Source organism: Microbacterium sp. STF-2 (genome assembly GCF_034650155.1).
GTDB lineage: Bacteria > Actinomycetota > Actinomycetes > Actinomycetales > Microbacteriaceae > Microbacterium > Microbacterium maritypicum_A.
Map to the genome: position 1 here is coordinate 55,141 of NZ_JARKMW010000001.1, position 21,206 is coordinate 76,346.

The following is a 21,206-nucleotide window of genomic DNA, read 5'->3' on the forward strand; positions in this document are numbered from 1 at the left end:
CCGTCCTCAGCGGAAGTCCCTGGACCGATGCGTGAGACCGGTGCGAAGATCCTCGAACCCATCGGCGAGCACGTTGACCACGCCCTCCGCAGATCGCTCCAGGATGCCGCGGATGATGAGTGCCGGTGAATCGCGGGCGACCCGGCGGTAGCGGTTCCAGACCCCGGCTGAGCAGACCACGTTCACCAGGCCGCTTTCGTCCTCGAGATTCACGAAGGTGATCCCGGCGGCCGTCGCGGGTCGCTGACGGTGGGTGACCAGACCGGCGACCTCGATGCGTCGACCGACCTCGTGTCCCTGCAGGTCGATCGCCGTCAGAACCCCGCGCGCGCGCAACTCGTCGCGGAAGTGCGCCATCGGATGATCGTCGGTCGACACGCCGGTCGCCCACAGGTCGGCGGAGAGACGCTCGTAGCTGGTCTGATCGGCGAACAGGGGCGGTTGCACCGCGACCGTCGTCCCCGGGAGGAACCGGGAACGGTCGTCCGCCGCGGCGCCGGCCATCCAGATGGCCTCTCGACGCTCCAGGCCCAGACAGTCGAAGGCGCCGGCGGTGGCGAGGGCCTCCAGCTGCGCGGCGGTGGCATCCGTTCGTCGCACCAGGTCGTTCAAGTCACGGTACCGGCCGTTCGCGTCGCGTTCGGCGACGATCCTCTCCGCCATCGGCACACCGATCCCACGGATGCCGCCGAGCCCCAGTCGCACCGCGAACTCCCCGTCCCTGCGGTGCGCGGCCGACTCATCCGGTGCCGCACGGTCGAAGCGGAGGACAGGTGGTTGAGGGTCGGTGAGGCACTCGTCCCGGCCGGTGGGCCCGTTCCCCGAGGCGCCGGCGAGTGGTTCCAGGGTCTCTGTCGCACCGGAGACATGCAGATCGGGGCGGTGGACCTCGACCCCGTGCCGTCGCGCATCGGCAGTGAGGGTCGCTGCGGAGTAGAAGCCCATGGGCTGCGAGCGCAGGAGGCCGGCGAGGAACGCGGCGGGGTAGTGCAGCTTCAGCCAGGAGCTGGCGTAGACGAGAAGGGCGAATGACAGGGAGTGCGACTCGGCGAAGCCGAAGTTGGAGAACGCCTGGATCTGCGCGTAGATACGATCGGCCGCCTCATCGACGAGTCCGCGCCGCGCCATCCCCGCGTACAGCTTGTCCCTGACCTTCTCGATCTTCTCCAGGCCGCGCTTGGAGCCCATGGCCCGGCGCAGCAGGTCCGCCTCATCGGCCGTGCAGTCGCCGATCGCCGTCGCCATCTGGATGAGCTGTTCCTGGAAGATCGGGATGCCCAGCGTGCGTTTCAGGATGTCCTCCAGATCGCTGTGCGGATACGGGATCAGGAACTCCACCGGCTCTTCGCCGCGCAGGGCGCGCTCCCGGTTCTCCTCATCGATGCGGTCCTTCGCCATCTTGCGCCGCACGAAAGGATGCACAGCGCCACCCTGGATGGGGCCGGGGCGGATGAGCGCGATCTGGATGGCGAGATCGTAGAAGCTCCGCGGCTGCAGACGGGGGAGCAGCCCGATCTGCGCGCGGGATTCCACCTGGAAGACTCCGATCGAATCCGCACGGCAGAGCATGTCGTAGACCCCCGCCTCCTCCTTGGGGATGCTCTCGAGCGTCCACTGTTCGCCTGTGGTCTCCCGGATCAGGTCGAAGCAGTGCTGGAGGGCGGCGAGCATCCCGAGACCCAGCAGATCGAACTTCACCAGTCCCATGAAGGCGGAGTCGTCCTTGTCCCACTGGATGACCGTGCGGTTCTCCATGCGGGCGTGCTCCACGGGAACGACCTCGCCGACCGGGCGTGCAGTGAGCACCATGCCACCGGAATGGATGCCGAGATGCCGAGGAGCCTTCAGCAGCTCTCCCGCGTAGGCGAGCACGTTCTCGGGGATGTCGTGTCCTTCGACGGGCTCCAGACCCACGCCCCAGCCGTCGACCTGGCGGGACCATGCGTCCTGTTGGCCGGGGGAATGGCCGAGCGCTCTGGCCATATCCCGCACCGCGTTCTTCGGGCGGTACTGGATGACGTTCGCCACCTGGGCCGCCCGCTCCCTGCCGTACTCCCGATACACCCACTGGATGATCTCCTCGCGGCGGTCGGAGTCGAAGTCCACATCGATGTCGGGCTCTTCCGTGCGGGTCGTCGCGAGGAACCTCTCGAAGGGGAGACGGTAGAGGATCGGATCGACGGCGGTGATCCCCAGCAGGTAGCAGACCGCGCTCGCCGCGGCCGACCCCCGACCCTGGCAGAGGATGCCGAGCCGTCGTGCCTCCGTGACGATCCCGTGCACGATCAGGAAGTACCCGGGGAAGTCCTTCTCCTCGATCACGTCGAGCTCGCGCGCGATCCGGTGCCGGCCGTCGTCGTCCAGTCGCGGGTACTTCGTAGGCACCGCCTCCCAGACCAGATGGCGCAGCCAGCTCATGGGCGTGTGCCCCTCCGGCACCTTCTGCTGCGGCAGCGCCGGTCGTGCGAGGCGCAGGGGGAAGGCGGATGCCGCGGCCAGCTCGAGCCCGTACGAGATCGCTCCGGGGTGGCGCCGGAAGCGCGCCGACATCTCGGCCCCGCTGCGCAGGTGTGCACCGTCGTGAGAGGGCAGCCACCCGTCGAGCTCGTCCATGCTGCGCACCGCGCGCACCGCGGCCACGGCCTCGGCGAGGGGCGCCTGCGCCGGCGTGGCGTAGTGCACGTTGTTGGTCGCGACCACCGGCAGCCGCATCCGACGGGCCAGTTCGGCGAGGGTGTCGTTGCGTCGGGTGTCGAGGGGGTCTCCGTGGTCGAAGAGCTCGACGGCGACGTGCTCGCTCCCGAACAGGTCGACGAGCGACCGCAGCGGATGGGCGGCGTCTCCGGCCTCGAGACCGCGGCGCACGGCGCCTTTGCGGCATCCGGTCAAGATCGTCCAGTGCCCGCCCGCACGTGCGGCGAGATCGTCGAGGTCGTAGACCGGGCGCCCCTTCTCACCGCCGCGCAGCTGCGCCGCGGTGATCGCCCCCGAGAGCCGGTGATAGCCCTCCGTGCCCCGGGCGAGGACCAGCAGATGCTCGCCGGCGGGATCGGCGTGACCCCGTTGTGGTGCGGGCAGGTCCAAGGAGAGCTCCGCTCCGAACACCGTCTGCAGCGGGCTCTCCATGAGGCCGGCCACCTCGGCGAAGCGCGCGGCGCCGTAGAAGCCGTCGTGGTCGGTGAGGGCCAGAGCGGTCAGCCCGAGGCGGTCGGCCTCGGCGAGGAGCTCTTCCGGGGAGGAGGCGCCGTCGAGGAACGAGTACGACGAATGGGCGTGCAGCTCGGCATAGGGGATCGGGTCTTCGGGTCGGGGCGCGGCAACCGGGGGCGTGCGCGTGCGGCGACGGCTCACCGGTCCGGGGTCCGTCCGCTGCCCTCGAGGCTCGGAGCCGGGAGGAGGCGGGGGTGACTCCTCGCCGCTGAGGGTGCGCTCCAGCTCGTTCCAGGACAAGGGGGGATTGTGCCACCCCATCAGCGATACCTCCCCTCGGCCCACCAGCGCTCGCCGGCGTGGAAGACCAGCCACGCGCGGTCGTGGTCGTCGACGATCTGGAGCCGGTGCCCTCGCTTCCCTCCGCCCGAGGTCCAGCGTCGTTCGTGCACCGGCCAGGGGCCGGCCCATGCCTGCACGGTCGCTCCCTCGATGCGGGCGGGGTCGTTCGAGAGCGCCCCGCGTTCGTCGACGCCGATGGTGCTCTCATCCGCGGCGAGCACCGCGATGGGGCGCGGGGGGAGGAAGACCTCGGCGGGCAGCGGATCGGGAAGGCTTCCCGGCCAGGGGGAGCCGGGGTCGCGCGGAGGGACCGTGCGCTCTCCCCAGGGCGTGAGCACCTGCCGGTCGGCGAGCCAGCGCCCGCCCGCGACGGCGGCGGTGACCACGCCCTGATGGCCCAGCATGGTCTGCACGCGCGAGACCGCGTGGTGCAGGCGCTCATCGGTGCCGGAGCCGAAGAGACCGGGCTGGTGATGCGCGGCGTCATCGACGGCGGCGGGGATGATGCGCACCGCCATGATGCCGCCGAAAGCCCGCGCCTCGTCGACCGGTTCCTTGGCGGACTGCGCGGCCAGAGCCTCCAGCTGCCACCGCACCCGGTCGACCAGGTCGGAGGCGTCGAAGCAGGTCGGATGCAGCCAGGAGCGGGAGTAGACGGCCCCGTTGTCGTCGGTCAGCTCGATTCGCACCTCGGTGCAGACGAGTGAGACGTCGCCGAGAGCGAGCATCACCGCATCAGCCGTCCGGCGCACCGCGAAGGCCACCTGATCCGTTCCGCCCAGCGGGGAGTCGAACTCGATCCGCCGCGCCAGCTCCGGGTCGGGTGGGCGCGGCGTCAGCGGCCGGGAGTCGGCACCGGCCGCGAGCGCGTGCAGGCGCGCGCCGTGCTCGCCGAAGCGATCGCGCACGTCGAGAGGGGCGAGGGCGGTGAACTCGCCGAGGGTGCGCACTCCGAGGCGGACGAGCAGACCGGTGATCTGTTCGTCGCGCAGCACCTGCACGGGGTAGGGCGCCAAGAACTCCCGGGAGCCCCCCGGTGGCACCACCGTGCACGCGGCGGAACCGCGCGCGGCGATCTCCGCTGTGAAGGGACCATCGGCGACCCCCGCACGTACCTCGGGGAAGCCGGCCTCCGTCAGGACGGCGGTGAGTGCCTCTGCGGCCTCCGCCTCTCCTCCGTGGTAGCGGGAGATGCCCCGGGCGCGGAGGACCGCGAGCCCCGGTCGCAGCAGCGTGACCCCAGGGGCGTGTCTCTCGATCAGATGCAGCACAGGCAGGAAGGCGCGCTCGTCCCTCTCGGGGTCATGGGGGAGCACCCGCAGTGACGAGAGATGCCCCTGCGCGACCCGGCGACGCTGGCCGGTGCGCACGCCGTGTTCCCGGGCGGAGGCGGTGCACGCGACGATCGTGTTCGCCTGCACCAGGGCTGCGGGGGGATGCGGGGGCGCGCTGCTGAGGACGGCCCGCATCGGCCAATCGGGGAACCACAGCACGAGGACGCGAAGCGGGCTGTTCATCCGGCCTCCGCCCAGTGCAGGAGCTCCAGCGATACGGGCTCGACGGGCACGGGAGACTCGTGGGAAGGGGCGGAGAGCGGGGTGAGGTCGACGGCAGCGGGCGCGATGGCGATGGGCTCGACGGCGATGGGCTCGACGGCACCGTGTCCGCCCGGCAGTTGCACGCGCACGCTCGACGGGCGAGGGCTGTGCCGTGTCCGAGCCGTCACCGTGACCGTGCAGTCGGAGAGCAGTCCCCAGCCGGCACCGAGGCCGTGCCAGTGCGGGTCGTGCAGGCGAATCGTCCCCTCGCTCTGCGGCCAGCGCTCGACGCCGGGAGATTCGGTGACCAGGAGTGTGCATCCGCGATCGCGCAGGCGCGCGCTCAGCCGGGAGACGTCGGCGTCGCGAGCCCGTGAGCCGGGAGTCACGACGATCAGGGGAACGACTTCGGCCAGGGCGGAGGTCGCCGCCAGCCAACGATCGCCGGGTGCGGGCACCAGGATCAGCCGGGTGAGGTCGGTGCCGAATGCGGCGGCCGCTTCGACGCCGAGGGTCGGCATGCCGACCACGGCGCACCAGAGTCCCTTCTGCGACGCCGCGCTGAGGAGCGCGAGCACGAGGCTCGGTGACGGGGAGACGGTGTAGGAGGTGCCGGTCTGCAACCCTTCCTCCGGAAGGAGGGCGGCGAGGGCGGGGTCGAGGGGGAGCAGCGCGTGCTCGCTGCGTCGCCGCTGCATCCGGCTGATCTCGCGGCGCAGTCGCAGCACTTCTCCCGCGCGGGAATCGCCCGCCGGAGAGAGCGGGGCGATGGCATCGAGCCCGATCACCTGCATCCTTTCTCGAAGATATATTCTAATATACCAAGGGGTCTGACTGACGATAGTTCGTACATCGGACATTGGCCAGGGGTTGTCCACAGGGGGTCGGGGCAGCGGTCGGCGATCTCCTACTCTGCGGGGATGGATATCCGATTCGCCCTCGTCGTCCTCGTGCACGTTCTCCTGCTGGGCGTCGGGACCTGGCTCATCGTGATCGACGTCCGCACACACCGGCTCCCGAACCGCATCGTGCTGCCGACGCTCGCCTCCCTGATCGGACTCGGCGCGATCGATGCCCTGTGCACGGGGGAGAGCGGGCCGTTCCTCCGTGCCCTCCTCGGCATGCTGCTGCTCGGCGGCTTCTATGCGGTGCTGCGGGTCATCAGCCGTGCGGGGATGGGTGGGGGAGACGTGAAGCTCGCCGCCGTCATCGGCCTGGTGCTGGGGTGGCACGGCTGGCAGGCACTGGCGGTCGGCGCGGCAGCGGCCTTCGTGCTGGGGGCGCTCTACGCGCTCATGCTCATCCTGCTGCGAAGAGCGGACGGTTCCACGCGCATCGCCTTCGGGCCGTGGATGATCGCCGGCGCCCTTCTCGGCGTCGTCCTCGGATGACGCCGCCCTCGGAGGAATCCGCATGCCTCGCCCGGATACCGCACCGACGGCGCTACCCTGAGCACATGGCACTCGCACGGCTTCACGGCGGCCCGCTCGACGGGCAGATCATCCCTCTCGGCGACGCGGACGACAAGCTGATCGTCCCCTACAGCGAGACGCAGGTGGTGTACAACCGCCGAGGCGGACCGCAGAACACCGGCCCGAACGATGGGCCCACCGAGATCGACTACTGGTTCGAAGAGTCTCTCGAGGACCTCACGCTCGACGATGACTGAACCGTCCCGTACGGTCGAGGTCGAGCGCAAGTACGACGTCGATCTCGAGACGCCGCTGCCGCACTGGCACGCGCTCCCCGGAGTCGACACCGTCACCTCCGGCGAGGAGCGCATCCTGGATGCCCGGTACTTCGACACCGCCGACGGTGCTCTCTCGCAGAGCGGCGTGGCGCTGCGTCGTCGTACCGGCGGGCCCGATGAGGGCTGGCATGTGAAGGGTCCGCGGCAGGGTGACGGGCGACTCGAGATCGGCTGGCCGCTGGGCGAGGGCGATGAGCTCCCTCCCGCCGTCGCAGAGACCGTCTCGGAGTGGACGAGCGCACCCCTCACCCCGCTCGCACGCATCGAGAACGACCGCACCGCCTATCTGCTCACGGGCCCCGGCGGGATCGTCGCCGAGTTCGTCGACGACCGGGTGCGCGCCACCGACCTGCGTCAGAACGTGCAGCGCGAATGGCGGGAATGGGAGATGGAGCTCGGGCCCGCGGCGCCGTCCGATGACGCGGGGCGTGCCCTGTTCTTCGACGCCGTGGAGCAGGCCGTCCGCGCAGCCGGAGGCCGCGAATCGGCATCCGGCTCCAAGCTCGCGCGGGCGCTCGGCTTCTAGGGCAGGCCGCGGTCGCGCGCAACCCCTTCCCCCGGGACGGTGCGCAGTGCTTGAGTGACACCATGAGCCGACCGCCTGTGCTTCGATCGCTGCAGACGATCGTCCCCGACACCGTTCTCGTCCAGGAGCAGGTGCGTGATGTCTTCGCGCAGCAGCCCGACCTCGGGAGGCTGGCGCAGCGCATCGTCACGACGTCCTTCAACGTCTCAGGGATCGACGCCAGGCACACGGTGATCGATGAGCTGTCGCTCGCATCCGACACGACCGATCCCGTCTTCTTCGACCGGCGAACCGGGAGGCTGCTTGCCCCCGGCACCAAAGTACGCAACGACCTCTACACGCGTGAGGCCACGCGGCTGTTCGTCGAGGCTGCGAGGCGAGCGATCGGGGCCGACCCCGATCTCGGGCCCGCCGATGTGACGCATGTCATCACGGTCTCCTGCACCGGATTCCATGCCCCCGGCCCGGAGTACGAGATCGTCCGCGCCCTCGGGCTGTCCGATGCGGTGCAGCGTTTCCACCTCGGCTTCATGGGCTGCTATGCGTCCATGCCGGCGCTCCGCGCAGCGAGTCAGTTCTGCGCGGCGGACGAGAACGCGGTCGTCCTGGTCGTGAGCGTGGAGCTGTGCACGCTGCATCTGCGCTCCTCGGAGGACCCCGACACGATCGTCGCCTCGTCCCTGTTCGCCGATGGTGCGGCTGCCGGAATCGTCACGGCCCGCGACCTTCCCTCTCCTTCGACCGGGCTGCGCCTTGACCGCTTCCACACCGCGATAGCGCCGGAGGGCGAGAAGGACATGGCCTGGACGATCGGCGACACCGGATTCGAGATGATCCTCTCCACCGCGGTTCCGCAGATCATCGGCGAGACGATCATCGGCGCCCTCCGTCCGCTCTATGCCGCGGAAGAGAGTCTCGGCGAGGCCTTCGAGGCCGGCAGCGTGGGGGAGGTGGTCGAGCACTGGGCGATCCACCCCGGTGGGCGCAGCATCCTCGACAAGGTGCAGGAGCGGTTGCACCTCAGTGACGCGCAGCTGCACCCGGCCAGGGAGGTGCTGCGGCAGAACGGAAACATGTCCAGCGCGACCGTGCTGTTCGTCCTCAAACACATCCTGGAGGAGGAGGGGGCGAGGGCAGGGGACCGGGTCTCTGCGATGGCGTTCGGCCCGGGGCTCACCGCCGAGAGCGCGCTGATGACCGTCGTCGCCTCGACCGAGTCATGAGGCGGTCCCTCGCCACGCGGGACGTCGGCGCCCGCGAGCTGATGGACGATCCGCACGCCGATGCGCGCAAGCTGGCCCGGACCTACGGGCGGTTCGGGTTCGTGAACGCTCTGGTCTCCCGCCCGGGAACCTTCTACCGTCGTGACATCCGGCCTCGGGCTCTGCGCCGGTCGTTGCGGATCCTCGACGTGGGGGCGGGCGGGGGCGACCTCTGCCGTCTGCTCGCCCGGCGATTGCGTCATGAGGGGCTCGACGCCGAGATCACCGCTCTCGACGTCGACGAGCGGGCGATCCGCTGGGCATCGGCGCACGATCGCGGCGCCGGCATCCGGTATCGCCGCGCCCTCACGACCGAGCTGGTGGCGGCGGGCGAGACCTACGACGTGGTGCTGTCGAACCACGTGCTGCACCATCTCGACGACGCCGAACTCCGGACCGTGCTCAGCGACTCCGTGCAGCTCGCGGCTCCAGACGGCTTGGTATCCCATCACGACATCGCCCGCAGCCGCACGGCTCATGCGCTGTTCGCCGCGGCGACGTGGCCGGTCTCCGGAACTCTGCTCGCGGACTCGTTCATCCGCGAGGACGGCCTCATCAGCATCCGCCGTTCGTACACGGTCTCCGAGCTCGCAGCGATCGCCCCGAGTGGCTGGATCGTCAGCGGGGGTGTGCCCGCTCGTCTGGAACTGCGGTGGGAGGGAGACCGTGCCCGACCATGACGTCCTGATCGTGGGAGCGGGGCCCGTCGGGCTGCTGCTGGCGTGTCTGCTGGTGCAGGAGGGGAGGCATGTCGCTGTGTGCGAGCGCCGTACGGATGCGGATGAGCGGACCAGGGCGATCGGGATCCACCGTCCGGGGCTGGAGGCTCTGGATACCGCGGGCATCGGTGACGCGGTGCGGGCGGAGGCGCTGCGCCTCGACGGCGGCGAGGTGCGCAGTCGCCGCCGGACTCTGGCGACTCTGACGTTCGGGCAGGATCACCCGATCCTCATCCTCCCGCAGCCGCGGACCGGCGCACTGTTGCGCGCACGCCTGCAGTCGCTCTCCCCCGAGTCGCTGCTTCTCGGACACGACGTGCGGGGCGTACGGCAGAACGCGGATGCCGTGCAGATCGCATGCGTTTCCCCCGACGGACCGCACGAGCTGTCGGCTTCCGTGGTGGTCGTCGCGGACGGCGTGCGCAGCCGACTCCGTGACCGGATCGACGCCGGGTGGCGCCGCCGCCTCGGACGGGCCTCCTATGCGATGGTCGACCTCGCCGATGCGACACCCGACGCGCGCGCCGTGCTGCACTGCGAACCGGAGGGACTCGTCGAGTCGTTCCCACTTCCCGGTGGACAGCGCCGGTGGGTGGTACGGGAAGCGGAGGGCGGAGGTCTGCGCAGCATCGAGGAATTCTGCGCGACCATCGAGACGCGCACGGGAATCGCCGTCGCCCCCGCGGCGGACGTGATGCCGACGTCATTCGTCGCCGCGCAGCACGCGGCGAAGCGACTGCAGCGCGGGCGGCTGGTGCTCGTCGGCGATGCCGCGCACGAGATCAGTCCGATCGGCGGGCAGGGGATGAACCTCGGGTGGATGGATGCCGTTCGTCTCGCCACCGCCCTCGTCAGGACGCTGCCGAGTCGGACGCCCGACCTGTCGGGGTACGAGTGGCACGCGCGCAGATCGGCCTCCCGGGCGCAGCGCCGATCGGCGTTCTACATGTCGATGGGCGCTCCCGCTCCCCGGACGGTCGTGCGTGGACGGGAGGTGCTGATGCAGGGGCTCGGATCGGCACCGCTGCGCGGATGGACGACCGGCCTCCTCACGATGCGCGGCCTCTGACGGCTCCGGAGACGCACGAAGGCCCGATCCGCTGTCGGCGGACCGGGCCTTCGTGAGGAGTCTCGATCAGAAGTTGATCATGTGACCGGCGAGGCCGTGGAAGCCCTCCTGCAGCGCCTCCGACAGCGTCGGGTGGGTGTGCACGTTGCGGGCCAGCTCGAGAGCCGTCAGGTCCCACTTCTGGGCCAGCGTCAGCTCGGGGAGGAGCTCGGAGACGTCGGGGCCGATCATGTGGGCGCCGATGAGCTCGAGGTGCTCGGCATCGGCGATCAGCTTGACGAAGCCGACCGGCTCGCCCAGGCCGTGTGCCTTGCCGTTCGCCATGAACGGGAAGGTCGCGACCTTGATCTCGCGCCCCTCATCCTTGGCCTGCTGCTCCGTGAGACCGAACGACGCGACCTGCGGGGAGCAGAACGTCGCGCGCGGCATCATGCGGTAGTCGCCGAGCGTCTGGGTCTCGGCTCCGCCGATGGTCTCGGCGGCGACGACGCCCTGCGCCTCCGCCACGTGGGCGAGCTGCAGCTTGGCCGTCACATCGCCGATCGCGTAGATGCCGTCGACGTTGGTGCGCATGTGGTCATCGATGTCGATCGCGCCGCGCTCGGTCAGCTTCACGCCGGTGTTCTCGAGCCCGAAGCCCTCGACGTTCGGGGCGAAGCCGACCGACATGAGGACCTTGCCGGCTTCGATCGAGCTCTGCTGGCCGTCCTTGCCGGTGTAGGTGACGGTGACCGAGGAGCCGTTGTCGACGACCGACTCGACCTTGGTCGAGGTGAGGATGTCGACGCCGTAGTTCTTGTACTGCTTCGTGATCTCCTTCGACACGTCGGCGTCCTCGTTGGGGAGCGCACGGTCGAGGAACTCGATGATCGTGACCTTGACGCCGTAGTTCGTCAGGACGTACGCGAACTCCATGCCGATGGCGCCGGCGCCGACGATGACGATCGACTCGGGCAGTTCACGGGTCATGATCTGCTCTTCGTAGGTCACCACGTTCTCGCTGAGCGTGACGCCCGGGAGCAGGCGGACCTTGGAGCCGGTGGCGATGATGACGTTGTCGAAGGTGACCTCTTCGGTCGTGCCGTCGGCCTTGGCGACCGAGATCGCCTTGGGGCCGGTGAAGGTGCCGCGACCGTTGTACTCGGTCACCTTGTTCTTCTTCATGAGGAAGTGGATGCCCTTGACGCGGCCTTCGGCCACCTCGCGGCTGCGATCGAAGGCCTTGCCGAAGTCGATCGTGAACTCACCGGAGATTCCGAAGAAATCAGCCTTGTGATTCAGGGTGTGGGCGAGTTCCGCGTTCTTCAGGAGCGCCTTGGAGGGGATGCAGCCGACGTTGAGGCAGACACCGCCCCAGTACTTCTCCTCGATGATCGCGGTGGACAGACCGAGCTGCGCGCTGCGAACCGCAGCGACGTATCCGCCAGGACCTGCACCAAGGATGACGACGTCGTAGTGTGGCATGCCTTAAGCCTATCGCTCGGAGGAGGGGTCGGAATCGGTCCGGGGGCCTCCGCCGCGGCGGCTCATGACGATCCAGACGACCACGCCGGCGACGACGAGCACGGCGACGATCACGACCACCCAGATCCAGGCGGACCCGTCGGCAGAATCGCCGGATTCCGTCACGGTCGTGGCCGTGGGGGCGGGGGCTGCCGTCTGCTCGGCCGTCGGCGGCGTCGTGGTCGGCGCGGCGCTGGGTTCGGTCGTCGCGGCGCTTTCGTCGCCGACGGTGACGGTGAAGGAGTACTCGCCCGACGTGGGGTGCCCGTCGCTGGAGACGACCTTCCAGATCACGTGGTAGGCGCCGGCCGGCCCCGAGCCCGTCAAGGGCTGCGTGACGATCGCGCCGTCGACGGTCGCCGGACCATCGGTGATGGAGGCGCCGGACGGATCGGTCACGACGACCTCGGTGGCGCCTTCGCCGCCGATCAGCTTCGCGTTGAAGGTGAGCGTCAACGCGGCGGGAACGACCTCGACCGACTCGTCTGCCGCCGGCGACGACGACACGAGTGCGTCGTGCGCAGAAGCGGAGAGAGGGGAGAGGAGCACGAGAAAGGCGGCGAGCAGGGTCGCGGCGAGGGCGATCGGGGCGGCCGAGCGGCTCAGAGCTTTGGTCTTCACGAGTACAGCCTATGAATCCTCGGTATGGGGCGGCTGAGTGTGGAAGCGGCCTCCCGCGACCGGCCCGGCATCCGTTAGTCTGGACAACCAGGAGGGCACAGTGACTGACAGCGACAGCCGACCGGCCGGAGAAGCCGCGATCCACCGTTCCGGTGAGCAGAGACACGACGTTACGCAGACGTTCGGGCACGATTCCGATCTGTCGTTCGTGCCGTTCGGAGTGGAACTCACCGACGTCGAGCAGTCGGCGATCGCCGCGCTGCCTGCGGGATCGGCGCTTCTGCTGGTCCGCTCCGGCGCTCTCGCCGGAGCCCGGTATCTCCTCGACACCGACGTGACGACCGTCGGCCGTCACCCCGAGGCCGACATCTTCTTCGACGACGTGACGGTCTCGCGCCGGCATGCGGAGATCACGCGCACGGGGTCCACGTTCGAGATCATCGACCAGCGTTCGCTCAACGGGACCTACGTCAATGGCGAGCGTGTCGATCGCAGCACCCTGGTGGACGGTTCCGAACTCCGCGTCGGCAAGTTCCGTCTGAACTTCTTCGCCTCTCCGCACGACCGCCCGGCGGCGAACGCCTGATGGCGGCCTCTCCTGCCCGCGAACGCTCTGCGTCCGCGGGTCTGTTGAGTATCGGTCAGGTGCTCGCAAGGCTCACCCCGGAGTTCCCCGACCTGACCTCCAGCAAGCTGCGCTTCCTCGAGGTGCAGGGCATCGTCACCCCCTCTCGCACCGACTCCGGCTATCGCAAGTTCTCGGCGTCCGACATCGAGCGCCTCCGGCTCGGACTCACGCTGCAGCGTGATCACTACCTTCCTCTGAGCGTCATCCGCGAACAGCTCGACGACGTCGACGCCGGGGGAGACGCGACTGCTCTCGTGCCCCCGCCGTCGATCACCCCGGCGCCCCGCCGGTACCGCCGCGACGAGCTCCTCGCCGCGGCCGGAGCAGGCCCGCAGCTCCTCAACGACGCCATCAGCACCGGCGTCATCACCGCTCAGGAGAGCTACCCCGAGGCGACGGTGACGCTGCTTCGCGGTCTCGTCGGCCTGGACCGCCACGGCATCGAGCCGCGGCACCTTCGTTCGCTGCGTCAGGGCGCCGAGCGCGAGGTCGCCCTCATCGAATCCGCCATGTCCGCGCTGCTCCGCCGGACCGATGCGGCCTCCCGAGCGAAAGCCAGCGAGCTCGCTCCCGAGCTCGCCACGCGCATCGACGAAGTGCGCTCGCTCTTCGTCAAGGATGCGCTCTCGCGCGTGCTTTCGTAACGAACTGATTGCGACACACCTTCGCCGCGGCACGGATGTGATTGCCGGTGCCCAGGCACTGCTCTACCGTGGAAGATAACCGTTCCAGGGAGGATTTCAGATGAATGCGGATGAGCTCACAGGCGACCCGCGGTTCGTACCCGAACTCCTCTTCACCGACGGCCTTCCGGCCATGGATGACGAGGTCGGCTACCGTGGTGCGGTCGCTGCTCGTGCCGCCGGCATCACCTATCGTCAGCTGGACTACTGGGCCCGCACCGAGCTGGTGGAGCCCACCGTCCGAGGCGCGAGCGGCTCGGGTTCGCAGCGTCTCTACGGCTTCCGCGACATCCTCGTCCTCAAGCTCGTGAAGAGCCTTCTCGACACCGGCATCTCGCTGCAGCAGATCCGCACCGCCGTCGAAGAACTCCGTCGCGCCGGCATCCGCGATCTCGCAGGCACCACGCTCATGAGCGACGGCGCCTCGGTCTACCTCTGCACGTCGAACGACGAGGTCATCGACCTCGTCAGCCGCGGTCAGGGTGTCTTCGGAATCGCCGTCGGCAAGGTGCTCCGCGAGGTGGAGTCGACGCTCGTCGCCTTCGATGCCACCGCTCCGGACCCTGTCGACGAGCTGTCCGCGCGTCGCACCAAGCGTTCCGCCTGACGTCTCACGTCATACAGAAAACGGCCGTCCTCGAAGAGGGCGGCCGTTTCGCTGTGCGCGTCGGGAGGGTCAGCTCTGCTGACCGCTCTCGGGGACGGGGATGCGACCGGTGCGGATGATGCGGTCGAGCAACTGGTCGAAGTCGGCGGCGAGCTCCTGGGCGGAGTCTCCGGGCCAGATGTGCAGCGGCTTGGCGGCACCCTGAGCCTGCTGCAGAGACGTGCGCTCGGGCAGCTGAGGGGAGAGCACGAGCGGCCCGAACATGTCGCGCAGCTCCTTGATGCGGAACTGGTGCTCGATGGACTGGGGGCGCACGCGGTTCACCACGATGCCGAGCGGCTGGAGTCGGGGCGAGAGTCCGCGTCGGATCTCCTCGATCGCGCGGAGGGCGCGGTCGGCTGCGGCGACGGAGAAGAGGCCGGGTTCGGTGACGACCATGACACGGTCGCTCGCAGCCCACGCCGTGCGGGTCAGCGCGTTCAGGGACGGCGCGCAGTCGACGAGCACGAGGTCGTAGTCGGCTTCGACGGAGGCGAGGGCCTCTTCGAGCTTCCACACGTCGCGCACACTCGGGTGCGGGCCGTCGAAGTTGATCGCGGAGGGGCTGCCGATGAGCACGTCGATCGTGCCCGGGTGCACCTTCGCCCAGCCGCTGGAGGTGATCGCCTGGCGGACGACCTTCTCCTTCGGGTTCGCCAGGACGTCGGCGATGTTGAGTCGTCCGGCCACCTGGATGTCCATCCCGGTGGAGACGTCGGACTGCGGGTCGAGGTCGACGACGAGAGTCCGGACGCCTCGGGCGAAAGCCGCTGAGGCCAGCCCGAGTGTCACGGTCGTCTTGCCGACGCCTCCCTTGAGAGAGCTGACGCTGAGTACGTGCACGGAGACCACGTTACCTTCCCCTAGGCTGGGGGAACACTCAGCCCCGCCCCATGCGCATCGAAAACGCTGCGCATCGAGCTCCCAGAGGTGTGCATGTTCCAGAAGATCCTTGTGGCGAACCGCGGCGAGATCGCGATCCGTGCCTTCCGTGCGGCTGTCGAAGTGGGAGCGCGCACCGTCGCGGTGTTCCCGCATGAGGACCGCGGCTCCGTCCATCGGCTCAAGGCCGATGAAGCCTACGAGATCGGTGAGCGCGGGCATCCGGTGCGCGCGTACCTGAATGTCGACGAGATCATCCGCGTCGCACTCGAGTCGGGGGCGGACGCGATCTACCCCGGATACGGCTTCCTCTCCGAGAACCCGGAGCTCGCCGAGAAGGCGGCGGCGAACGGCATCGTGTTCATCGGCCCGCCATCGAACGTGCTCGAGATGGCCGGCAACAAGGTCGAGGCGAAACGCCATGCGATCGAAGCCGGTGTCCCGGTCCTCCGCTCCACCGAGGCATCCGATGACGTCGAGGCGCTGGTCGCCCAGGCGGAGGAGATCGGATTCCCGTTGTTCGCCAAGGCCGTGGCCGGTGGCGGAGGCCGCGGGATGCGTCGTGTCGAGACGGCCGGGGACCTCGCTCCCGCTCTGGCCGAAGCGATGCGAGAGGCCGAGAGCGCCTTCGGCGACGCCAGGATGTTCCTCGAGCAGGCGGTCGTGCGCCCGCGCCACATCGAGGTGCAGATCCTCGCCGACAAGACCGGCGAGACCGTGCACCTGTTCGAACGTGACTGCTCGGTGCAGCGGCGCCATCAGAAGGTCGTCGAGATCGCACCGGCGCCGAACCTCGACGACAGCGTGCGCACCGCTCTGCACGGGTACGCCGTCGCCTTCGCCCGCTCCATCGGGTACGAGAACGCCGGGACGGTCGAGTTCCTGCTCGAGACCGCGGGGGAGCGCACCGGCGAGGTCGTCTTCATCGAGATGAATCCGCGCATCCAGGTCGAGCACACGGTCACCGAAGAGGTGACCGACGTCGACCTGGTGCAGAGCCAGATGCGCATCGCCTCGGGCCAGACCCTCGCCGAACTGGGACTGCAGCAGGAGAACCTGCATCTGCGCGGTGCCGCACTGCAGTGCCGGATCACGACGGAGGACCCGACGCAGGGCTTCCGCCCCGATACCGGCAAGATCACGACCTACCGCTCTCCCGGGGGCGCCGGGATCCGTCTCGACGGCGGCACGGTCCATCAGGGCGCACAGATCAGCCCCCACTTCGACTCCATGCTGGCGAAGCTCACGTGCCGCGGGCGTGATTTCCCGGCAGCCGTCGCCCGCGCCCGTCGTGCCCTCGCCGAGTTCCGCATCCGCGGTGTCTCGACCAACATCCCCTTCCTCCAGGCGCTCCTGGAGGACGACGCGTTCATCGCCGGCGACGTCAGCACGTCGTTCATCGACGAGCGGCCCGAGCTGCTTCGCGGTCGCGTCTCCAAGGACCGCGGCACGAAGCTCCTCAACTGGCTGGTCGACGTCACGGTGAACAAGCCCCACGGCGTGCACCCCGGTGTTGTCGACGCCGTCACCAAGCTTCCGTCGATCGATCTGACCTCGGAGCCGGTGCCGGGTTCGCGTCAGAAGCTCCTCGAGCTGGGGCCGGAGGGCTTCGCCCGCAGCCTTCGTGCGCAGACGGCGCTGGCGATCACCGATACGACGTTCCGCGACGCGCACCAGTCGCTTCTGGCGACGCGTGTGCGCACGAAAGATCTCGTCGCTGCCGCACCGTATCTCGCGCGGCTCACTCCTGGACTCCTCTCGGTCGAGGCATGGGGCGGTGCGACCTACGACGTCGCGCTGCGCTTCCTGGGCGAAGACCCGTGGGAGCGCCTCGACAAGCTCCGTGCCGCTCTGCCCAACGTGGCGATCCAGATGCTCCTTCGTGGGAGGAACACCGTCGGCTACACGCCGTACCCGACGGCGGTGACCGAGGCATTCGTCGCGGAGGCCGCCGCCAGCGGCGTCGACATCTTCCGCATCTTCGACGCACTCAACGACGTGGAGCAGATGCGTCCGGCGATCGAGGCCGTCCGCAACACCGGGACCGCGATCGCCGAGGTCGCGCTCTGCTACACCGGCGACCTGCTCGACCCCGCGGAGGACCTCTACACCCTCGACTACTACCTGGGCCTTGCGGACCAGATCGTCGAGGCCGGCGCGCACATCATCGCGATCAAGGACATGGCGGGTCTGCTGCGTCCCGCCGCCGCTGCCGCACTCGTCACGGCGCTGCGCGAGCGCTTCGATCTGCCGGTCCATCTGCACACGCATGACACCCCCGGCGGTCAGCTCGCGACGCTCCTCGCCGCCAGCGCCGCCGGCGTGGATGCGGTGGACGCCGCATCGGCGCCGCTGTCCGGAACCACGAGTCAGCCGTCCTTGTCGTCGCTGGTCGCGGCCCTCGCCCATACCGAACGCGACAGCGGCATCTCGCTCGACGCCGTCTCCGACCTCGAGCCGTACTGGGAGGCGGTGCGTCGCCAGTATGCGCCCTTCGAGTCCGGGCTTCCCGGTCCCACAGGCCGTGTGTACCACCACGAGATCCCGGGCGGACAGCTGTCGAACCTCCGGCAGCAGGCCAAGGCGCTCGGCCTCGCCGACGACTTCGAGCTCATCGAGGACATGTACGCCGCGGCCGACCGTATCCTCGGCCGTGTGCCCAAGGTGACGCCGTCGTCGAAGGTCGTCGGCGATCTCGCCCTCCACCTCGCGGCGGTGAAGGCGGACCCTGCCGACTTCGAAGCCCATCCCGAGAAGTACGACGTCCCCGATTCGGTCGTGGGCTTCATGGCCGGCGAGCTCGGCGATCTTCCCGGAGGATGGCCGGAGCCGTTCCGCACCAAGGTCCTCGCCGGGCGCTCCGTGCGTACGGGTCTCACCGCGATCACTGCAGACGACGAGGCGGCTCTCGGCGGGACCAGCGCCGAACGGCGGACGCGACTCAACACGCTGCTGTTCCCTGCGCCCAGTGCGGAGTTCGCGGAGCGTCGCGAGCTGTTCGGCGACCTGTCGGTGCTCGACACGAGCGATTACCTGTACGGCCTCGTCGCCGGCCAGGAGCACCAGATCGAGATCGATCGCGGGGTGCGGCTGTACGTCGGGCTCGAAGCCATCGGCGACGCGGACGACAAGGGCATGCGCACCGTGATGACGACGCTGAACGGACAGCTCCGCCCGGTGTTCGTCCGGGACCGCTCCATCAAGGTCGATGCGATCGAGGTCGAGAAGGCCGATACCTCCGTCCCCGGTCAGGTGGCGGCTCCGTTCTCCGGCGTCGTCACTCTGAAGGCAGAGGTCGGAGCCGTCGTCCGGGCCGGCGAACCCGTCGCCTCCATCGAGGCGATGAAGATGGAGGCGGCCATCACCGCCCCCGTCGACGGCGTGGTCGAGCGCCACGCGATCGCCGAGACGCAGCAGGTGGACGCCGGAGATCTTTTGGTCGTGATCCGTCCGGCGCACTAATCTTGTGCGGGCGAGGGCCGCGCATGCGTGCGCACCCGAGGCTCGCGCAGGCTTGGAGCGACATCGTGACACCGAAGAACACCACCGACCCCGAGGAGAACTCGCTGGGGGTGCTCGACGAAGCCGCGTCTCTCGACACGGCCGGCATCGGCATCCTCGGCGGGACCGCTCAGGTCAGCGTGACCCTTCCCCGAAACGAGGAGGATGACCTCGCCGACGACGGCGTCGTCGACGGCGAGGTCATCGGCGACCTCGTGATCGATCAGGTGCCTGCCGTGGAGCAGATCCCGAAGTCCGGGACGAAGGGGAAGACGAAGACGCTGCCGAAATCGCAGACCCGTCCTGTGACCCCATCGGCGAACGCCGCCGCATCCGCGCCGGTCTCCGGATCGGCCCCCGTCGTCGAACCGGCGGAGGAGCCGGCGGCCTCCTCGAACGTCGAGCCCACAGTCGGGTCGACCGTGGAACCTCCCGTCGTCACGGGCGTGATCGACGAGACGCCCGTCATCGACGAGGCGCCCGTCATCGATGAGGCGCCCGTCATCGATGAGGCGCCCGGCATGGAACGGATCGTGATCGAGGTGACCGCACTCGATCCGGTGATCCCCGTCGACGATGTCGTCATCGATGCGGTCGTCGTCGATGCGGTCGTCATCGATGAGCCGGACTCTGAGCCGGTCACCGACGATCTGGATTCCGCCGAGGGGCGGGCTGCAGAGGAAGCCGCGGCCGCCCGGTTCCTCTCCCAGGCTCGATCCGAGATCGAGACGACTCCTCCTGCACCGGCATCCGCCGTGCGGGCGTCCGCCGAGAAGGAGACCACCACCGTGTCCACCCCAGAAGAGAGGCCCGTCGTGGCGAAACCGGCTCGCCCGGCGGCACGCACGGACGTGACGCTCACCTCGAAGCGCCTGGATGATCTGGGCGAGTCCTCGCGCGAGTCCGCCGATCTGCTCACCGCCGACCGGTTGCTCGACCCGCACCGGATCGCGAAGCCGGAGCCCGAGGGGGCATGGAGCCACTTCCTCTACGCCGTGTCCGGTCGTCGCATCAACATCGGCGACGGCCGTCGTGCGCGGGAGCGCAAGGCCCTCTCCGCGCGGATCGCCGCACCGCTCGCGGGGGGAGCGCGCTTCGTGCCCGTACTCTCCCGCAAGGGCGGGGTGGGTAAGACCACGATCACGGCGCTGCTGGGCATGGCGTTGGCCGACGCTCGGGAAGATCGCGTGATCGCCGTCGACGCCAACCCGGATCGCGGAACACTCGCCGAGCGCATCGTGCGTCCGCATCACCGCAAGTCCGTGCGCGACCTCGTCCGCATCCACGATGACGTCAAGGGATACCACGACATCTCCGCCATCGTGGCGCGCGACGCGACACGCCTCGACGTCCTCGCCTCCGATGCCGACCCGCGCATCGCCGAGGCCTTCAGCGACAGCGACTACCGTGACGTGGCCGGCGTGGCGGCGCACTACTACTCGCTCGTCCTCACCGATACGGGAACAGGGATCGTCCACTCGGTGATGTCGGCAACTCTCGATCTCGCCGACCAGGTCGTCATCGTCTCGGGGCTGAGCGTCGACGAGGCGCGCCTCGCATCCGAGACCCTCACCTGGCTCGAGACCAACGGGTATGCCGAGCAGGCGCGCGAGGCGATCGTGGTCCTCAACCAGTCCACGCCCGGGGCGCCCCTCGTGCGGCTGAACGAGTTGCAGGCGCACTTCGCCACACGTGCACGGAGTGTCGTGCGGGTCCCCTACGACCCGCAGATCGCCGGGGGTGGCACGATCGTGTTCGCCAACCTTCTGCCCGAGACCCGCATCGCCGCCCGAGAACTCGCGGCATTGCTGGTCGAGGGCCTGCGGGCCAGGGCCGCCTGATGGCCGTCCGTGAGATCCGCATCTTCGGCGACCCCGTCCTGCGTACGGTCTGCGCCCCGATCGAGGTGATCGACGACGGGGTCCGGGCACTCGTGGCCGACCTCGTCGACACCGTCGAGCTGCCGGGGCGCGCGGGAGTCGCGGCGCCGCAGATCGGCGTCGCTCTGCGTGCCTTCAGCTACAACATCGACGGCGACATCGGCTATGTGCTCAACCCGGTGCTCACCGAGGTGCGCGGTGAACCGGTGCCGACGGGGGAGGGCTGTCTCTCAGTCCCGGGACTCTGGCACGACGCGCAGCGCCATCCCTGGGCGCGCGTCGAGGGGATCGATCTCGACGGCGACCCCGTAGTGCTCGAGGGGGACGGCCTGCTCGCTCAGGCGCTGCAGCACGAGACCGATCACCTCGACGGCAAGCTCTTCCTGACCCGGCTCGATCCGGAGGTCCGCAAGGTCGCCATGCGCGAAGTGCGGGAGAGCTCCTGGTTCTGACGCCGGACAGATGAAGAAGGGCCCCGCGCGTGCGGGGCCCTTCTTCATCGGGGG

18 protein-coding genes are annotated in these 21,206 nt (G+C 69.3%); 12 read left to right on the top strand and 6 right to left on the bottom strand.

Annotated features, from left to right (window positions below):
- Positions 1-6: 6 nt before the first annotated feature.
- Genes MicroSTF_RS00270 through MicroSTF_RS00280 form a run of 3 tightly spaced genes read right to left on the bottom strand, consistent with a single transcriptional unit; the run spans position 7 to position 5,824 of the window.
- Positions 7-3,471 (bottom strand): error-prone DNA polymerase, encoded by a 3,465-nt coding sequence (locus tag MicroSTF_RS00270; protein ID WP_315072141.1) that lies wholly within the window; start codon positions 3,469-3,471, stop codon positions 7-9.
- The gene (locus MicroSTF_RS00275; RefSeq protein ID WP_297557980.1) at positions 3,471-5,009 is read right to left on the bottom strand and encodes a DNA polymerase Y family protein; all 1,539 of its coding nucleotides are present in this window, start codon (positions 5,007-5,009) and stop codon (positions 3,471-3,473) included. The genes MicroSTF_RS00270 and MicroSTF_RS00275 overlap by 1 nt, the downstream gene beginning before the upstream one ends.
- Positions 5,006-5,824, bottom strand: coding sequence for a hypothetical protein (locus MicroSTF_RS00280; protein WP_322952735.1), 819 nt, complete (start codon positions 5,822-5,824; stop codon positions 5,006-5,008). The genes MicroSTF_RS00275 and MicroSTF_RS00280 overlap by 4 nt, the downstream gene beginning before the upstream one ends.
- 126 nt (positions 5,825-5,950) lie before the next feature.
- Between MicroSTF_RS00280 and MicroSTF_RS00285 the strand changes: the two genes are divergently transcribed.
- From MicroSTF_RS00285 to MicroSTF_RS00310, 6 genes are all read left to right on the top strand, one after another.
- Positions 5,951-6,421, top strand: a complete 471-nt coding sequence (locus MicroSTF_RS00285) for an A24 family peptidase (protein ID WP_322952737.1) — start codon at positions 5,951-5,953, stop codon at positions 6,419-6,421.
- 65 nt (positions 6,422-6,486) lie between these two features.
- Positions 6,487-6,699 (top strand): hypothetical protein, encoded by a 213-nt coding sequence (locus MicroSTF_RS00290; RefSeq protein ID WP_029258374.1) that lies wholly within the window; start codon positions 6,487-6,489, stop codon positions 6,697-6,699.
- Positions 6,692-7,306 (top strand): CYTH domain-containing protein, encoded by a 615-nt coding sequence (locus tag MicroSTF_RS00295; protein ID WP_322952740.1) that lies wholly within the window; start codon positions 6,692-6,694, stop codon positions 7,304-7,306. Before MicroSTF_RS00290 ends, MicroSTF_RS00295 begins: the two co-directional genes overlap by 8 nt.
- A 62-nt stretch (positions 7,307-7,368) precedes the next feature.
- Positions 7,369-8,529 (top strand): type III polyketide synthase, encoded by a 1,161-nt coding sequence (locus MicroSTF_RS00300; RefSeq protein WP_322952742.1) that lies wholly within the window; start codon positions 7,369-7,371, stop codon positions 8,527-8,529.
- Positions 8,526-9,248 (top strand): methyltransferase domain-containing protein, encoded by a 723-nt coding sequence (locus tag MicroSTF_RS00305; protein ID WP_029258371.1) that lies wholly within the window; start codon positions 8,526-8,528, stop codon positions 9,246-9,248. Before MicroSTF_RS00300 ends, MicroSTF_RS00305 begins: the two co-directional genes overlap by 4 nt.
- Positions 9,235-10,356: an NAD(P)/FAD-dependent oxidoreductase gene (locus MicroSTF_RS00310; RefSeq protein ID WP_322952745.1), complete on the top strand. Its 1,122-nt coding sequence runs from the start codon at positions 9,235-9,237 to the stop codon at positions 10,354-10,356. The genes MicroSTF_RS00305 and MicroSTF_RS00310 overlap by 14 nt, the downstream gene beginning before the upstream one ends.
- 66 nt (positions 10,357-10,422) lie before the next feature.
- On the opposite strand, the gene lpdA is transcribed toward MicroSTF_RS00310, so the two are convergent.
- Both lpdA and MicroSTF_RS00320 read right to left on the bottom strand, forming a co-directional pair.
- Positions 10,423-11,820, bottom strand: a complete 1,398-nt coding sequence (lpdA, locus tag MicroSTF_RS00315; RefSeq protein ID WP_029258369.1) for a dihydrolipoyl dehydrogenase — start codon at positions 11,818-11,820, stop codon at positions 10,423-10,425.
- A 9-nt stretch (positions 11,821-11,829) separates the two neighbouring features.
- A complete protein-coding gene (locus MicroSTF_RS00320; RefSeq protein ID WP_029258368.1) occupies positions 11,830-12,480 on the bottom strand; it encodes a copper resistance CopC family protein in 651 nt (216 codons plus the stop codon).
- 100 nt (positions 12,481-12,580) lie between these two features.
- Between MicroSTF_RS00320 and MicroSTF_RS00325 the strand changes: the two genes are divergently transcribed.
- The 3 genes from MicroSTF_RS00325 to MicroSTF_RS00335 all read left to right on the top strand — a co-directional run bounded on the left by MicroSTF_RS00325 (position 12,581) and on the right by MicroSTF_RS00335 (position 14,398).
- Positions 12,581-13,066: an FHA domain-containing protein gene (locus MicroSTF_RS00325; RefSeq protein WP_029258367.1), complete on the top strand. Its 486-nt coding sequence runs from the start codon at positions 12,581-12,583 to the stop codon at positions 13,064-13,066.
- On the top strand, positions 13,066-13,752 hold the full coding sequence (locus MicroSTF_RS00330; RefSeq protein ID WP_021199317.1) for a MerR family transcriptional regulator: 687 nt from the start codon (positions 13,066-13,068) through the stop codon (positions 13,750-13,752). The genes MicroSTF_RS00325 and MicroSTF_RS00330 overlap by 1 nt, the downstream gene beginning before the upstream one ends.
- Positions 13,753-13,852: 100 nt before the next feature.
- Positions 13,853-14,398, top strand: a complete 546-nt coding sequence (locus MicroSTF_RS00335; RefSeq protein WP_021199318.1) for a MerR family transcriptional regulator — start codon at positions 13,853-13,855, stop codon at positions 14,396-14,398.
- A 69-nt stretch (positions 14,399-14,467) separates the two neighbouring features.
- On the opposite strand, the gene MicroSTF_RS00340 is transcribed toward MicroSTF_RS00335, so the two are convergent.
- Entirely contained in the window at positions 14,468-15,280 is an 813-nt protein-coding gene (locus tag MicroSTF_RS00340) for a ParA family protein (RefSeq protein ID WP_029258366.1), read from the bottom strand.
- 93 nt (positions 15,281-15,373) lie between these two features.
- Here MicroSTF_RS00340 and MicroSTF_RS00345 point away from each other — a divergent pair, with 93 nt between their 5' ends.
- The 3 genes from MicroSTF_RS00345 to def all read left to right on the top strand — a co-directional run bounded on the left by MicroSTF_RS00345 (position 15,374) and on the right by def (position 21,152).
- Positions 15,374-18,781 carry a pyruvate carboxylase gene (locus MicroSTF_RS00345; protein WP_029258365.1) on the top strand — a complete coding sequence of 1,136 codons (3,408 nt, stop codon included), beginning with the start codon at positions 15,374-15,376 and terminating at the stop codon, positions 18,779-18,781.
- A gap of 65 nt (positions 18,782-18,846) precedes the next feature.
- Positions 18,847-20,661 carry a MinD/ParA family ATP-binding protein gene (locus MicroSTF_RS00350; RefSeq protein ID WP_322952756.1) on the top strand — a complete coding sequence of 605 codons (1,815 nt, stop codon included), beginning with the start codon at positions 18,847-18,849 and terminating at the stop codon, positions 20,659-20,661.
- Entirely contained in the window at positions 20,661-21,152 is a 492-nt protein-coding gene (gene def, locus MicroSTF_RS00355; protein WP_167253867.1) for a peptide deformylase, read from the top strand. The genes MicroSTF_RS00350 and def overlap by 1 nt, the downstream gene beginning before the upstream one ends.
- Positions 21,153-21,206: the final 54 nt, after the last annotated feature.